The sequence below is a fragment of the Enterococcus mundtii genome (genome assembly GCF_002813755.1).
In the GTDB taxonomy this organism is placed as follows: domain Bacteria; phylum Bacillota; class Bacilli; order Lactobacillales; family Enterococcaceae; genus Enterococcus_B; species Enterococcus_B mundtii.
The window spans coordinates 2,866,346-2,883,296 of record NZ_CP018061.1; the positions used below are offsets into that span (position 1 = coordinate 2,866,346).

Below are 16,951 nucleotides of genomic sequence, written 5' to 3' on the forward strand. Positions count from 1 at the left end.
ATCGTGTTTCATTATATAAGTTTTTTCGGGAAAATTCGAGCATTTTATCCAAAATTAAGAAAATAGTTCGGTATTTATAAAAAAACAGGTAGCTATTTAAGACATTTGTTTGTCCCAAATAACTGCCTGTTTTTCAAATAGTAATCTATTTTTTCCTTCTAATTCCTAATAAAATACGTTTACTCAAGTTGACTAATAAGAATAAAAAGATAAATACTAACGTGATAGTTGCCCCTGGAGGTGTATCCAAGTAAAACGAACTAGTCAACCCAGAAAGCATACCAATAAAACCAACGATGATACTAATCAATATGACAATATTGAAGCTTTTCCCTAAACGCATCCCGATTGCTGCTGGTAAAACCATAATAGCAGAAATCAGCAACGCGCCTGCTATCGGGATCATAACAGCGATTGCTACCCCAGTAATGATATTGAACATCATTGACATCCAACGAACCGGCAGTCCATCGACATGAGCGGTGTCTTCATCAAAGGTCAACACGTACATCGGACGTTTGAATAAGAAAAACAAAAGACCGATCACTGCAAACAAAATACCTAGGAATAGAACTTGTGGCCAAGTGATCGTCACAATCGATCCAAATAAATAAGATTGGATGCTCGTGGCAGAATTACCCCCACTCAAATTCATCAAAACTAATGCAAGCGCAAGTCCTCCTGCCATTAAGATCGCAATGGAAATCTCTGAATACGTACGATACATCGAACGTAGGTATTCTAAAATGATTGCAGCGATAACGACTACCACCATTGTGGTCATCGTTGGATTGAGATTGAGGAAAAATCCTAAGGCTACCCCTGCTAAAGAAACATGAGACAGTGTATCTGCCATCAACGATTGCCGACGTATCACTAAGAATACTCCTAACATCGGTGCGATTCCTGCAATAAAGATCGCAGCAAGAAATGCCCGCCTCATGAATTCATATGAAAGCAACGCCATTGAGAATCCTCCTTTCTCACTAAACGGATTTGTCGATCCGCATATTGTTTGATGTCTTCGTGATCATGAGTGATCATCAATACAGCTTTCCCGTGGTCGTGTGCGCTATGGCGCAACAAACGATAAAATTCATTTCGTGATTCTTCATCCATTCCAGTAGTGGGTTCATCAAGTACAAATAAATCTGGATCAGTCGCAAAAATACGTGCTAAACTGATTCGTTGCTTTTGACCACCAGACAGCTCACCGATCCGGCGATGACGCATATCCCACATACCAACAGATTCTAAGGCACGCTTGACATGCTCATGGTCTTTTTCGCTTAACCGTTTGAACCAACGACCTCTCGGATATCTGCCAGAACGTACTAATTCTAAGACTGTACTAGGAAAACCCGCATTAAAGGAAGAAACTTGTTGGGGAATGTACCCGATACTTAATTTGTCTCCGTCCTGATTTTTTCCTGCAATTTTGATGGTCCCTTTAGAGGGTTTCAATAACCCCAAAGAAGCTTTGATCAATGTAGATTTTGCCGCCCCGTTTTCACCAGTCAAAATCACAAATTCACCGGCATCTACATGATAAGAAACACCTTCTAACACAGGTTCTTCATCATAATAGAAAGTAAGATCAGCTATTTCGATATAACGCACATAGAGGACTCCCTTCCTTTACTTTATGCTTTCTTTTAATGCCTCTAGGTTTTTCTCCATGGTAGAAATGTAGGTTTCACCCGCTTTGATTTGTTCATTCGTCAAACTCTCAAGAGGATTAAGTACTTCAAGTTTTACACCTGTTTCCTTTGATAATGTCTCTGCTACTTTAGATGACGCATTTTCTTCAAAATAGATAACTTCGATTTTATTTTGATCGACAAAATCTTTCAATTCAGCCAATCGACTAGGCGTAGGCTCTTGATCCGGTGAAACTCCTGAGATGGCTACTTGTTTTAGGTCGTAGCGATTTGCTAAATAAGCAAAGGCAGCATGTTGCGTCACAAATGTTCGATTGGTTGCACCTTTTAATGCATCTGTATAGTTCTGATCCAATGCTTCTAATTTTTTGATATAAGCTGCGGCATTTTGGTCAAATGTGTCTTTCTTCTCTGGATATTTCTTGCCGAGCTCTGTAGCAATCGTCTGTACTTCTTGGATCGCTAATGTTGGATCTAACCAAACATGAGGGTCATAGGCATGGTCATGCTGATGTCCTTCTGATTCTTCGTGTTCTTCTTCATGCTCTTCTTGTGACTCTAAACGTTCAATTCCCTTAGCAGCTTCGATCATCAACGTTCGATCGGTATCGACCGTGTCTTTCAATGAGTCAACAAAAAATTCCATATCTGGACTGTTATAAACAAAAACATCTGCATCCGCAATGGTTGCACTTTGTTTTGCACTTGGCTCAAAATCATGGGGTTCCGTTCCTGCGGGGATCAATAATTCGACCTTCCCAGTATCACCAACGACTTCTTTCGTAAATTCATACATCGGGTAAAACGTTGCGACAACGTTCAACTCATCTTGTGCCGATTCTTGGGTTGTCTGTCCACACGCTGTAAATAGGAAAGCTCCTATTGCTAAAGATGCGGCTAATAAATATTTCTTCATATATGCTCCTTTCAAAACAAATCGTAATATTACGATTTATCAACGAGGATTAATGTACCAAATTAAAAAAAAACAGTCAATAGTTTAATCTGATTTTCTGATTTAAATGCAAACTTATCCTGTAAATCGGAAAACAAATGAATTGCCCGTCATATCAACAACGAACGTAATCGTTTTCTTTCAACTTTGGTTAAAAAGTGTCTGTTCCACACTATTATTTTTTGTTCCGATAACACTGAACGATTGGTTGAGATTGATAACAAAAAAGAAGGTAACGATCCTTCATCTTCTAAAACGAAATCAGCGGGAAAGATGTCTGGGATATTAGTCCTCTTATATCTCCTAAAACTGAATAAACGGCAGAAACAGAAGTAACCTCTTCGAAAATAAGGCGCCATCCACAAAAATTTGAAAAACAATTTTCGTGGATGGCGCCTTATTTCTTGAGGCTAAACACTTCTGTTCCGACCTCTTTTACCGCTTATTTCTCGAAGCTGACTACTTCCGTCATGACATCGTGTCTCTTTCATGCGTTTATAGCGTTCTGACAAGATAAACTTCCTCACAAAAACCTTTTAATCCGTTGTAGACGCGTTGGGCTCTGGAATAGTGTTGACAAAGGGCAAAAACAGTTGGACCACTACCGCTCATCAGGGCCGCATCTGCGCCATATTTGATCATTCGCTCTTTGATTTGATAAATGACCGGATGGCGTTTTCCTGTCACATCTTCAAGACTGTTCCCCATTTTCGTCAACATTTTTTGATAATCTTGTTGTCGAAGCGCATCAGCCAAACCAGGAATATCTTGATGTTGGATTTTTTGCGTATCGATTTCTCGAAAAACAGTTCGTGTCGAAACACTCATTTTAGGTTTTACCAAGATGATCCAGCAAGAGGGCATCGCTGGCAACAATTGGACGATTTCTCCCTTTCCGCCTACGTAAGCTGTTTGTCCGTAAACACAGTAAGGTACATCTGTCCCCACTTCCAAACCAATCTCAGCTAGTTCTTCTAAGCTACAGCCTAAATCCCATAACCGGTTGATCCCTCTTAATGCTGCAGCACAATCTGTACTTCCACCACCTAGTCCAGCGGCAACAGGGATATTTTTCTTCACAGCGATTTTTACGCCTTTTTTTATCTGGTATTTCTTTTTCAGCAACAAAGCTGCTTGATACACATTGTTACGCTGATCTACCGGTAAAAATGCTTTATTCGTCTCAACAATGATCCGATCTTCCGATAGCTCTTCAAAGAACAAGTGATCAGCTAAATCTACACTTGACATCACCATTTCCAACTCATGATACCCATCTGGTCTTTTATATAACACATCCAACCCTAAGTTTATCTTCGCTGGTGCTTTTTCAATCAATTCCATCCTCTCACCCATTCGAAAAGTCTAAGTCGAAAGTATTCTATCATAGGGGAAAATAAAAGTATAGCTTCCACCAACATGCGTAAACACTTTCCTCACAGCTTTACAATCATTTTTACAATTCTGTCAGAACTTCTTCTGCTAGACTTGTTCCTTTTTCTTTCCCTTTACCAATCAATAAGAAAAGCTGCCATGTGGCTAAAGTAAAACTACTTCCTTTCATATACGCAAAATAACGGCCTTCCCAATGAGTAACATACCGTTGTTTTTCTTCGTAAGTTAATTGGAATGAGTAAAAGAAATTCCCGTAATTGAAGATGATCCTCATCACTTTTTCTTGCAAGAACGAGAAATCAGTTTCTCCGACATTTGCAAGGGGAGCCAGCCCTAGATTCGCTTCTGCATACCCATTTTTGCGATAGACATCCAGTAGATTTGCAAGTAAGTAATCACCTAGACTATTCGGCTGGTTCGGTAGATACCGCAATAAATCATACCCCGCTTGGCGGTCATTGATTGGTTGAGATGTAATGAACCCAACGATTTTCTGCTCTTTCCTAACAATACCAATACCACTCATCAAGAGATAATCTTTCTCAAAATAACCAACAGAGAAATGCTTCTCACGAGAACCATCCAACCATTTTTGAGAAACTTCCTGAATCGGTTCGAGCAACTCTTCAGGTAATTGGTCATACCAAGTAAAATGGTATCCCTCATTCGTCAAACGTTGCAATTCGATCTGCTTTGTACGCCAGTGAAGCGCGTCTGAAGAAAGATTAGTAATCGCTGCTTCTCCAACTTTTGCAAAGTGAAAACCCGCTTCGTGAAGCATGACGACATAACTTTCGGATACTTTATAAAAAGCTAATTCATAGCCAAAACAATCGGCTTTTTTCAAAAACTCATGCGTAGCTGTACGTATCTTCGTTGGATCACCAATCGGATCACCAAGAACAAAACATTTATTTCCTTTGATTTGGTAACCAAACACTACTTTATCTTGACCATTTTCCTGATAATAAAAATAAGTATATCCAGGTAAGTGCAGATAATGACTAGCCGCGGTTCCACCATAGGCTGTCAAGAGGCGATTTAAACGCATTTGATCCAGAGGTTCACCAAACCCTGTTTCTGAAGCTAAATATTGGTACAATGCAACTAACGCAAGTAATGAGATTCCTAAACCAATCAGTCCTGAAAACCAAACATCCTCAGATGGAAAGAGAATAAAGCGATTCGCAGTTAAATCTCCTACCCAAAAACTTCCACGGTGATAGCCTGCGATTGCATAAACAATAAATAAAAAGCCAAACAAACACGCATCAAATATGATTGCTCCCCATGAATAGACGAACTTTTCACGATAAAACTCTTTTCGGGATAACCACACCGCTAATAAAATCAAAAGGTATACAACAATCAGTTCCCATGATAAGGTGCGCATTACAGTATTGATGATTCCAAAAGCGAGTAAAGCAATAGTAGGAATAAACGCTTTTTTGACTTTCATCGCTAAAGCTCTAGCTAGCCCTAACAATAAGAACCCAACCAGCAGGTTCAATGACTGATCTAAAAAATCAAACGAAAAGGGTAAGAGTATTTGAAACAACCGACTGACAGTCGAAAGATTCGTGATCGTTGAAAGTAAGACCATCATGATTCCCGCAAAATAAACGGCACATACTAACACTAAATGAGCAATTTTTTGAAAAAATAGTCGGGGAATATTATCTAAAAATCGATTGATTTTGACGCCTGTGTGTGTCAAAAATAAAACGATCCCTGAAAGAAATGGTAGAACATAGTAGAACAAACGATAATAAAGCAACCAAACAAGTGCAACATCTTGCCGCACGCCAAGTTGACTCATTCCTAAGATCATCAGCACATCAAATGTGCCTACACCACCTGGTACCATTGTCAACATCCCAATCAATGTGGCAATGATAAACATAGGGTACAAGGACCATACAGAAATATCTACAGCCATCAAGCGCCCAATCAACAAGAAAACCACTAAGGCACCAGTCCATTGTCCAAAGGAAGCCAGTAACAAGCCCAGTAAACCTTTAGGATAAAATTCTGCAAATAGCGTTTTACGTTTCAAATAGGCAAACAAAAAGATAAGCGGTGCTAGAAAGCTACCACCAAATAACCAAATCCAATAACTACGAAACACACTATCTGTTTGAAGAAAGAAGACATTGATGAACGTCACTAATGACCAAATAGAAAGACCCGTCAATAGAAACAAAGCAACCTTAGAGACTGTTGCCAACACCATTTTTCGATTCGTGTGCTTGCCATAAAAACTGGCGCGCAAGCTTGCTCCGACAATCCCTCCGAATCCTGCCAAGTTATTGATCGTATTCGTGATCCATGCAGATAACAAAAAGTCTTTACGACTCATTTTGGGCTTGCCTTGTTTTTCCAATACTCGAATCGTTACCCAATCATAAAGTAACATCGGCATCACACCAATCAAACCTGCTAATATCATCCATGCTAACGTGACATGACTTTGTTGTTCCATCGTGTGCCAGACATCTTGCCAACTCATCCCATGGGCAATGTTTGCGACTTGATTCGCCACAAAAACAAGGATCGATCCAAAGAAAATCAGCTTCAAAATCAACTGATGTGCTTTCACCCACTGGATCATGATCTGTAATTTATTTTTCACCGGCACCCTTCCTCACCTGTAGACTTTCTAAACATATACATTCATGTTATCTTATTTACATTGATTTTTCCACTTTGGGCATTAGGTTGTGAAAGAAGCGCTTTGATCTGAGCAATAAGCTGGAAAATCGGAAAATAGCTTCTCATATTTTTTGATTTTTCAGCTTAGTGTTGAAGGTCAGCTTCTTGAACACCGTTTATCGAGGTCGTGAAAAAGCCGTTAAGCTCCAAGTAGTAAGGCAGAACGTGGGAAAATAGCTCCTCATATTTTTTCACGTTTTGACTTACTATTGAAGGAGCTGGCTTTTGAACACCGTTTATCAAGGTTGTGAAAGAAGCGCTTTGACCTGAGCAGTAAGTTGGAAAAACAGTTCGTCTCTCGACTTGCAGATTATGAGAAAGAAAGCTATGCTAAAAATCAAAGGAGAGGATTACATGAAAATCGGATTTATCGGTACAGGAAATATGGCACAAGCAATTATTCACGGTATCTTAGCAAATAATCTAGTGGCTAAAGAAGATATTTTTGTTTCAAGCGGTCATTATGAAAATGCTCAACGCTTTGCTGGTAAAGTTGGGATCAATGCTTGTCAAACCAATCAAGAGATTGCTGAAAAAGCAGAAATCGTTGTTTTGGCAGTAAAACCAAAAATCATCGAACAGGTGTTAAATGAATTACGCGACTATCGTAAACAACAGTTGTTTATCTCAATTGCTTCAGGAAAATCGCTTGCAACACTAGAACAAGCACTTGATCCAGAAGCTGCTATCGTTCGTGTGATGCCCAATGTCAACGTGAGTGTTGGCGTGGGTGTTTCTGCAATCTGCAAAAACCAAGCAGCAACAAATGAACAGTTGACACAAGCGACACAAATCTTTGAAGCGATTGGCAGTGTTTATCCTTTAGCAGAAGATGATTTCAGTACATTTATCGGATTAGCTGGAAGCTCCCCTGCTTTTATTTATATGTTGATCGATGCAATGGGACGTGCAGGTGTTTTACATGGACTACCTAAAAAAACAGCAACAGAAATTGCAGCCAAAGCGATTTTAGGTTCCTGTCAAAAGTTCCTAGCAAGCGATGAAAATCCTTGGGAATTAGTTGACCAAGTATCTTCTCCAGGCGGAACGACAGTTGCTGGTGTCGTCGCATTAGAAGAGGCTGGGTTTATCCCCGCAATCATTACAGGGATCACGAAAACGATCGAAAAAGACAAAGAAATGTTGTAAACGAAGAAGCGATGCAAGGATAGACTGGAAATAATAAAATTTAATATGATTAAAACAAAACAAGCCGAAGAATCCGAAAACACCTGTGCCTACTTCCGGATTCTTCGGCTTGTTTATAGTGAACATTTGCTATTATTTATTTCTTGTTTTTATGCGAAGTAAAAGTTACTCCACATAAAATTAGTATTCCTACAAGCATTAATATAGCGTACAAAAAACGTGTAATCTCAAATCTTTCAACTTCAAATGAGCTTACTATTTTAGGTGGTAAGTAAAAACACAAGAATAGAAGAACCACATATTGGATTTTTCTTATCCTAGTTTCATTCTTAAACGGTTTAACGGATAAAAATGGAACGCCAAAAACATAGCCTAAACCACTGGTTGATGTTAGTATAGATTTATTTCCTTTCAATAAAAACTCAACCAAGCCGATAAAGGCTAATACAAGTGAAAATATAACTAGTAATTGAATGATGTATTTCTTCATACGATTAGTCATCTCGTTCTGTGATGCTTTCCATGATGTACCCTCCATGAGTCATCCCATACTTCTCGAACATATCATCCAGTCATATCACCAGTAGCTAAAGAGAATGCACTTGCTTCTCCACTAGATAACATACTCATTGTGACAGACAAGGTAAAAATTTCAGATTTAATCATTTATACTCCTCCTTTAACATTTAGTGAGAGTGCTCGCTAAACATTAAACCACTTATTTAGAGTACTGTATTCAATAATTTGTTTTTTTTATTGTTACTATTCGACATACGATAACCTATTGTTAATACGTCCTTTATCCGTTGATTTTCAAATTAAATAATAACAATAATACATAAAAATCCTTGTAAATTCACTTTTTTCTGTCACCTTAGAACTGAATAAACGCCGAGAACATCCGTAACCTCTTCGAAAATAAGACTGCACATTTTTATGCTTACTGTCTTAGTGATCGAAGAGTTTGTTCTTCATATTTTAGCTGATACTTACAGTAGTAAAATTATACCTTATCTCTGTTCTATCTTTTTTTGGCTAGTGTCCTTTACTGTTCGTTTTACAGACTGACCTGTTTTCCCTTCACGATAGACTGCTGGTAAGTGATTGTCGCGTTGGTCTCTTTACTAACCTTTTTGCCATGACTTATGATCTTTGCAAAATCTACCGCTCCATCTCTTGTTTGAGCAGATACTTCTGTCGACATTTTTGGTACTACTTGTTTCTTTTCTAAACGTTTATCTTGTTCTATCACTAAAAAATCACCTGTTTTCATTGTCGTTGCAACAGGAAACAGCTTACCATCTCCCGATTCTTCTTTTGTCTCTCTTTTGACGCGGGGGTGATCGTGGGACTCATTTTTATCCTCATCCCCTCTCATGATCCTTGCAAAATCTGCCGCTTTATCTCTTTTTTGAGCAGATGCTTCTGTCGGCATTTTTGGTACTACTTGTTTCCTTTCTACATTTTTATCTGGTGGTATAACTGAAAAATCATCGTTAGACTTCTGGTAAGTTGCTGTCGCATTGGTCTCTTTATTAATCTTTTTACCATGACTTATGATCCTTGCAAAATCCGCTACTTCATCCCTTATTTGAGTAGATCCTGTCGGCATCATTTCAGACAAGTCTTGCTTCTTTTCTAAATCTTTAGTTTGCTCTAACACAAAGAAATTACCTGTTTGCATCATTGCTAACACAGTGAATAGCTTGCCGTCTCCCAATCCCTCTTCCTTTGTTTCTCTTTTGACACGCGGTTGGTTATAGAACTCATTTTGATTGGCGAAATCTCTCATAATCGTTGCGAGTAATTGAGCATCCGTCAGTTTAAAGTTAGTAAATAACATAGCATCTGTTTGAAATGCTTTGACGACCGTTTTTTTAGATAAACGAGGGGCATTTTGTTGTTTTGCTACCCCTGTAACAAATTGATCAAAATTCGGATGTTCAAAAAAACCCGAGTATCTTGTAAGAAAATCATCTTTCACATTTTGTCCACTCGGCAAAAATCCAGTAAGCGTTAGCCCATATTTAACAACATCATATGTTCCTGAAACAATATGTGTGGTTTCATGCGTGATCGTTATCTCTGGAGGTGCTGCTATTTGAATTCCTGGTAAAATTTCTGGTCTTTTATGGAAAGCATCAGCTACAATAATGATGCGACACTCGGCATCTTCTTTCAATACAAAGGCATAGGCTTTCGGATTATCATTACTAACAGAGTAATAGGCATGTGTCTTCTCATCTAGAACAAAATCAGTCGAAACGATCCAAATATTTTCAAATCCCCAGTCTGCTGATTGTCTCAGAAATTGTTCACCCTTGGTTGCGATTGAAAGGAGTCTCTTTACCGATTCCTTTAAAATCTTCTCTTGCTGAACAGAAGGTGGCACGTCAAGGAAATTTATTAAGTATTGACCTTCGGCTGTTTCTGCGATTTTATCTACTTTTAACAATTCTAAACACACATCTTTGACGATTCTGAAATTTTCTATGGCATTCTTGAATTCTTGAGGAAGTTTCTCTATAAACGGTCTAAGTGATTCCGGCACCATACTTATGTCTAAACCGGAAAAAACACGAAACTGGTCATCTGGTTTCAAAGACAATACTTTGGCAATCTCATCAGAAATCGATTTTTGTGCTTTCTCCTCGTCGATATAGACAATTCTTTGTGGCTCTGGGACAAAATGATCCAATGGTTTGATCGGAACTAATTCATCTTCCAACCTTGAAATGCCTTGCATTGGCGAATACTCGATTGCATTAAGCATACCGTACCATCCCCACCATCTATTTGGGGATTCTGGAAGGGTATTATACGGCGGATACAATGAATTCTCATTCCTCTGCGCAACTGTCTTTCCGCGAGCTGACCCTACATCCTCTTTTTTTGACATACCTTCTTGCGGAGAATTAGGGCTATTATATTGGACAGTCCCTGGATATTTTTCATTGGCTTTCTCTAAAGGCGTTTCAAACCGAAAAGCACCATTATTCGTGTCCAATCGTAATACGGTCATCGGTGCAAGAATATTTTTTTTCACCAAATGGTAACGATTCGTTTCCTTGTCCAACAAAACTAATGGAAGGTATTGCTCTTGGATTCTGATATAAGATCGCCCAGCAGAATTCCACATCAACCCATTTTCATCCGGTGGGGATAGCGTAGTCGGAGTCAGTAATGACTCATACTGACTTAATTCCTTTCCTACCTTCTCACGTACTGCTAGCGAAACTGTTGGGCTAGTTTCTGCTTCAAAATACCACTCTATCCCGTTAAAGTTTACCGGATATATCGCTCCTCTATCATGTATATCATAGCGGACACCATGATTCTCAATTGTACTGATTCTGACAGGCACTAATTTCTTATTCATTTCAATAAACGTTTGCCGAAAATCTCTTTCTCCAGTAACAGTTAATGTAGTTGCCTCCCCATAAGCTTTAGGATTTAAATTTAGTTCTTTTACAGCTACATCTCTGTTAGGAATCTTCCTTGAAATTCGGTTAACCAAATATTTGTGTCTGCGAAAAAAAACTGCCGGTCCCTCAAACAGCCTTAGCTTTGTTCCACGCAATGTAAAATGATTTCCATAAACAGTCCCTTTTTTTAAATCTGATACTGGGACGTACAAATGATCTTGCACACGTTTCACGCGTATTTCTGGACCATTATTTGGTAAAGTAGCTTGCGTATAACTTTTCGCCCAATCGTGGGTTTCTATTCCAAATTTTTCAAGTTTTGCCACTACTTCCTTGAGTTCTTTTCTAATAAATGCTTGGTTTTTTAAACGTATCAACCCCTTAAATAGGGCTTGTGAACTATCATTTAGAAATTCTATTCCTGGATCAGCGTAACGTATAGCACTAACAACAATTGATCGGAGTTCTGATGTTCTTGGGAGGAAGCGCGTACTATGACGTACTATACCTGCTACACCTTGTTTCATGATCGTTCTTGCCATACCAAATACAAATCTCGTATTGAGGGCTGTGACTTGACCCAATACAGGAATCAAGGACACTGCATCGAGCATACAACTGGGAACCGCCTCACCAATATCTTTATTCATACTACCGACCACGCAATCGTAAAAAGGAATGAGATGCTTGAAAACATCCCAAATTTTTGTAACCATTGTTGTCTCTCTTCCTGAATCATAGAGTTGTCGATAGACTTTATCCCTGTGTTTACCGCTGATATGGTTGATAAACGCCTCCTGTGCATTTCCTTTCAATAAAAGTTTGTTCTGATTCGATTCTAGTTTAAAAATATAAGGCTTATCTCTGATCAGAACTTTATCACCATATTTTCGAAATTCATTTTTCCAAAGATCTTGTCGATTAAAAAGTCCATATCGGAGATATGACATAGGATCTTTATCAACGCGATAAAGCTTGTATCCTCCATCTTTTTCAAGCCTTTTCAACGCATAGCATCTTTCTTCTCCACCAAGAATAACTACAAATAAATCTGTCTCATCTAAGGTAAGAAGCGTCTCTACTTCCACTTCTTTTGCCAAAAAGACTGGTGGAAAACCTGACGTTCCTGGTCCACTTGCCGAATGCCTTGCTTTATGACTCAACACTGCCTGTGCCTCATATATACGACTTTCCGATGAAAATATAAAATTCAACTCATCTTTGTGAAATGAATCCACCGCAAGTCGTATCAGAAACTGATCCAATGAATAAAATGATTCAGATACAGCTTTCGTTAACCGCATATACCATTCATTGATATCTGGTGGAATCCATGGACCAGGACAGGGATTTCCGCCAGCGAGATAAACTTGCCCACCCGCAAGACTAACCGTGATACCGAGTTTTTTGCACTCTTCCAGTACTTCATCCACAAGCGCTGATTGTTGACGCCAGTTTATTACTGCTGTTTGATAAGATAAGACAAGGTCATTGACCATTTCTTGCTTTTTTATTAGTTCAAAATAGCCACGTTGCAAATAATTGACAAAGGTGCTTAACGCGACTTGTTGATAGTCCCCTTTTGCTATTGGACCTCTGAGAATATCTGGGTCCAACTGAGCGATAGCCAATGTCGCTGGAACTAAAAGATGAGAAATTTCTTCGACAGTATCAATCCCTTTATCTCTAAAGCTCTCAAAAAAAAGTTCGCCTACTGATTTGATTTCTGTCTGATTGAATTTCTCAAGATACCCTAAATCCTTTAATATTCTAGAGCCAGTCATCTGCATTAAAGAATCATAATCAGCGATCAATACATCGTCACCAACCTCACTTGATTTAAGAAAATAATTAGGTAGTGCTCGATTCATGAACATAATCCATAGTTTAGTGATATTATTTTGTCTTCCTGTTTTTTGATCGACTTGTTGAGTGGCAGATTTCGGTGGGATGTTGATTAGATCTGCTTTTATCAATTCTTCTACGGAAAATGACTTCCTAAGCTGGCCGATCGTAAATGTAGATGGGTCAGATGAATCAATGATTTTTTTTGCTGCATACCCTTCTATTGTGGTACCCAGGACATTTTCAACTGTCCATTTCATTACGGTCAATTCAGCGTCCCTATCTGAGATCATTTCCTCTGGCTTTCCACCATATAATTTTAACTCTTTCAGGATAACTTTTGCTATCGCTTGGACTTTCTCAGATGAGACTCTGCCATCCATCCCTGTTTGTCCAAACCATTCCCCCATAGCGGACAAAACATCTTCTTTGCTTACTTGGGTAGTAGACAACATGCCTTTTTGACGAAAAAATGTCTCAACTTGTGTCATGATTTTCTTATCCAACCACTTATTGATTGTTACTGCTGGTATAGATTCTGCTTTTTCATCTACAATCGCAGAGGGAGTGGTGGTAGGCAAAACTAAATGATTGCTTTCGATCATGTCCCACAACCAATTCGTGAACGTGATTTCTGCGCCTTTATTTGAAATGACGCCATCTACTTCCTCACCAAGGATGACTTGAGCAATTTGTTTCATTTTTACCATGTCTATAACCTCTTGATTTGCTCCTTCCAGCAGTACCCAACTTGAGACTATTTTCGCAAAAGCATCAGCATCCGTAGTTTCACAATCTACGCCTTTTTCAGTTAAAAATTTAGCTACTCTTTGTTTTTCTTTCTCTAACTTTATACGATCTACGGTAGTATGTAACACTTCTTTTGGCTGGCTATTCGTTTGTGTCGTAGGCTTAAAATCATTTTCTAAAAAAAAACGTTCAATCTTTTTCTTAACTTCTTCTTCATGCTCCTGTTCTTGATTCTTTTTGATTTCTTCAATATCGATACCCAAACGATTGTCTTGCCCCTTCTTATACGTATAGCCAATCTGTGCGTTATTGTTTTCCCACTGCAACACAATCGCTCGTGACTCAGCATCCGTCAAGGGAACAGCTGCCCCACCATAAGCCCTCACAATCATATTCGCTGCTATGTTCTGTCTTTTGCAGATTTCTTCGTACTGTAAACCTGCAAAGATCCATTTTTGTAACAACAAAACCAGTTGACGTGGTGTTGCCGTTGTAAAATACATTTGTTCTTTATATAGGAACTTGCCGACTTCGCCATTCGCTTTTTGGGTATTCTCTCGCATATCAAAAATCTGTTTATGATAATAAATTGGTACGATTAGTGTTTGCTTAGGAATACTATCTGGTCGATCAAGGATAAAGTCCTCATAGATCTGATTGTTTTCTTTTAAATATTTTTGAACTTGAAGAATTGAGGCAGTCTCTGCTGGTGATAAATCATATTGAATGGTTTGTTTCGTCTTCTCTTTATAAAGATACCCCGCTAGCAACGTGTTAGTTTTCCATTGTTTATAAATTGCTTGTAATTGTATATCGGATAAGAAATCTCCTAGTCTACTATTTTCAATCCCGTACCCTTTGTGGATGAGATAAGCTAAATATTGTGCCCGCTCTGACTGTATGGTTTGGTCATTTTTCCAATTCCTACCTGCCCAATTTTGAACAACCTTAATCAACTCCAAGTCGGTATCTATCTGGCTAACAACTCCTGTACCGATGAAAAAAGATTTAAGTATCTGATTCACATCAGTTGTCTGATTTTTCTGCTGAAAAAGCGGTTCATCAAAATGAAAAACTGGCAATAATTCTGACTGATCAAAGGGTTGTATATCTTGAGAGATGGCTTCGGTGATTTGAAGGACCATACTATAGTCAGAAGCACTAACAGGGATGAATAAATTATTGGTTAGATCATTTTCTGTGACTGTTTCATTATGTTTTTGTATCGGATTGATCTCAATATTCTTAGTTTCAGTAAAAGTATATGGTTTAAACACGTTATTTGTTTCCCATTGAAAGAAAATATTGATTGCTCTAATGGCAGATAACTGCACGACGGAAAGACCATAAGCACTAAGAATAATTTTAGCAAGCTGTTGTCTCTTCTCAAGAAGTTCATGGTTTGATGCACCTCTATTCGCCCAGCTTTGAAGAGCGAGAAAAAACTCATTATATGGCTTATCTTTAATGGCACATAACTCACTGCGTTGTTCACAAACAGCTTGTCTGATTCTTTCATTTGCTTTGTCTGTTTCACTGCGCTGCCCAAAGACTTCTTGATCATACCAGAACGGTGTAAATGGTTCATTGACTGGTACAGGTGAAGGTTTATTTTCCATATAAGCTAACATGATTTTGTTGATTTTCTCATGTGTTGCTTCAGAGAGTGCTTCCGACGATTTCAGTCCAATAAGCGTTGGGTTTGTTGTTTCAATTAAAGGTGGCGCATCCATTGACTGCGTAGGGATGGTTGCTGCTTCCGCGCCAATTCTTGTTTGTAAGTAATCATAACGTTTAACGAAACGATCGAACACTTCTGAAAAATCTTTGGCCAAAGCAACAAGTTTTGCGGTGATGCTCACTTCTGTTCCGTGAGCGGCTTGTCTTTTCGAATCACTTGCCAGAAGCTGCTGTTTTAAAATATGCTGTCGCTCATATTTTCTATTATCTTTGCCTAACGGATCAGAAGATTTCTCTTGTGTTTTAGGATCGCTAGAAAAAGTTTGGATCAATAACTCTGTAAAATGCCCTAACATATTGTATTTTTCATCTGTGTGATTCAATGAATCAATGATCTGCTCTTGCTGATAAAAGAATGAGCTGAACACTTCATTTAGACCATTCCAAAAAGAAGTCACACTAAGAGTTACATTTTCTGGTACTGGAACGTCTGTTGTCGTCCCATTCTTCTGATACTTTTCCTCAAAAGTCTTTTGAAAGAAATTTTTCAACTTTTCAGCCGCATTACTTGCATTAAATTGCTGTGGATCATTTGCATCCGTACTTTTCTTGAATGAAAATTGCTGGAGAGAGCGCGTTGTATTACTTCGTGTTTCATTCAATGTTTGTGAGGCGGCGATAGCATTTTGGCAAACTGTCTTAAAGTGGATTTGTGTATGATTTTTATTTTCCCATAAGCCGTATTCTTTTTTGTGGAATGCTTGTTCGGACGTTGAACAGTCAATAAGTTCTGAAATACCATAGGCTAATTTGTGCACATCTATACTGAATTGGTGAGCAGCGTCTGCTAAATCCGAAAGCGGCGAGACAACTTCTAGTTTGTTTTGTTTTATTTGAGTAGTATTCGTTGGTAAAGGCGGGGTTATTTTTTGGGGGTTAAAAGTCGAGCTAGACTTGAGCGCAGGCATTCGTACTTGATTTCCGATCTGTTGAATTTCGACATGCGTATCTACTTCTAACACCGCACCTGAATCTTGGACAGCTCGTTGCTGATCAGGGCGATCCTCTGGCATCCGTAGACCTGCTAGAACGCTCCATATAAAGAGGAAGCCTGCAGGGGTCAGGAGGTCTGTCGGCGTCTGACCTAATCTACTTGCAATGTCATACATCGTATTTTGCCGTTCTTTTGGGTCATCCTTCATATTAAATTCGTTGTAGAATTCACCGATTCTTCTATTAAAATCTTCTCCTGGCATTTCGTCTCACTCCTTCATTAAAAGATGCACATCAACTGAATAAAGTGTTAAAAATCACTAGTTTTATTTGCTTTTCTACATATCTCTTCTCCCCTTCACTTTCATCATACAAGGGTGGTAAAC

General features: G+C 38.7%; 8 protein-coding genes. 1 reads left to right on the forward strand and 7 read right to left on the reverse strand.

The window, feature by feature from the left end; all coding sequences use genetic code 11:
* Positions 1–145: 145 nt before the first annotated feature.
* The 5 genes from EM4838_RS13390 to mprF form a co-directional block, all read right to left on the reverse strand.
* A complete protein-coding gene (locus tag EM4838_RS13390) occupies positions 146–967 on the reverse strand; it encodes a metal ABC transporter permease (protein ID WP_019722358.1) in 822 nt (273 codons plus the stop codon).
* Positions 940–1,620, reverse strand: coding sequence for a metal ABC transporter ATP-binding protein (locus tag EM4838_RS13395; protein WP_010734086.1), 681 nt, complete (start codon positions 1,618–1,620; stop codon positions 940–942). Before EM4838_RS13395 ends, EM4838_RS13390 begins: the two co-directional genes overlap by 28 nt.
* A gap of 18 nt (positions 1,621–1,638) precedes the next feature.
* Positions 1,639–2,577 (reverse strand): metal ABC transporter substrate-binding protein, encoded by a 939-nt coding sequence (locus EM4838_RS13400; protein ID WP_071866539.1) that lies wholly within the window; start codon positions 2,575–2,577, stop codon positions 1,639–1,641.
* Positions 2,578–3,111: 534 nt separating this feature from the next.
* Positions 3,112–3,960: a 4-(cytidine 5'-diphospho)-2-C-methyl-D-erythritol kinase gene (ispE, locus tag EM4838_RS13410; RefSeq protein ID WP_071866538.1), complete on the reverse strand. Its 849-nt coding sequence runs from the start codon at positions 3,958–3,960 to the stop codon at positions 3,112–3,114.
* 112 nt (positions 3,961–4,072) lie between these two features.
* Positions 4,073–6,643, reverse strand: coding sequence for a bifunctional lysylphosphatidylglycerol flippase/synthetase MprF (gene mprF, locus EM4838_RS13415; RefSeq protein ID WP_071866537.1), 2,571 nt, complete (start codon positions 6,641–6,643; stop codon positions 4,073–4,075).
* A gap of 434 nt (positions 6,644–7,077) precedes the next feature.
* Between mprF and proC the strand changes: the two genes are divergently transcribed.
* The gene (gene proC / locus EM4838_RS13420) at positions 7,078–7,872 is read left to right on the forward strand and encodes a pyrroline-5-carboxylate reductase (RefSeq protein WP_071866536.1); all 795 of its coding nucleotides are present in this window, start codon (positions 7,078–7,080) and stop codon (positions 7,870–7,872) included.
* 136 nt (positions 7,873–8,008) lie between these two features.
* Here proC and EM4838_RS13425 read toward each other — a convergent pair whose 3' ends face one another.
* On the reverse strand, positions 8,009–8,410 hold the full coding sequence (locus EM4838_RS13425) for a hypothetical protein (RefSeq protein WP_071866535.1): 402 nt from the start codon (positions 8,408–8,410) through the stop codon (positions 8,009–8,011).
* Positions 8,411–8,929: 519 nt separating this feature from the next.
* Positions 8,930–16,828 carry a QWxxN domain gene (locus EM4838_RS13430; protein ID WP_071866534.1) on the reverse strand — a complete coding sequence of 2,633 codons (7,899 nt, stop codon included), beginning with the start codon at positions 16,826–16,828 and terminating at the stop codon, positions 8,930–8,932.
* Positions 16,829–16,951 lie beyond the last annotated feature (123 nt).

Bases quoted from the DNA above. Each gene is read 5' to 3' on its own strand.
- EM4838_RS13390 (WP_019722358.1), bottom strand. From the start codon at position 967: ATGGCGTTGCTTTCATATGAATTCATGAGGCGGGCATTTCTTGCTGCG.
- EM4838_RS13400 (WP_071866539.1), bottom strand. From the start codon at position 2,577: ATGAAGAAATATTTATTAGCCGCATCTTTAGCAATAGGAGCTTTCCTA.
- ispE (WP_071866538.1), bottom strand. From the start codon at position 3,960: ATGGAATTGATTGAAAAAGCACCAGCGAAGATAAACTTAGGGTTGGAT.
- proC (WP_071866536.1), top strand. From the start codon at position 7,078: ATGAAAATCGGATTTATCGGTACAGGAAATATGGCACAAGCAATTATT.
- EM4838_RS13425 (WP_071866535.1), bottom strand. From the start codon at position 8,410: ATGGAGGGTACATCATGGAAAGCATCACAGAACGAGATGACTAATCGT.
- EM4838_RS13430 (WP_071866534.1), bottom strand. From the start codon at position 16,828: ATGCCAGGAGAAGATTTTAATAGAAGAATCGGTGAATTCTACAACGAA.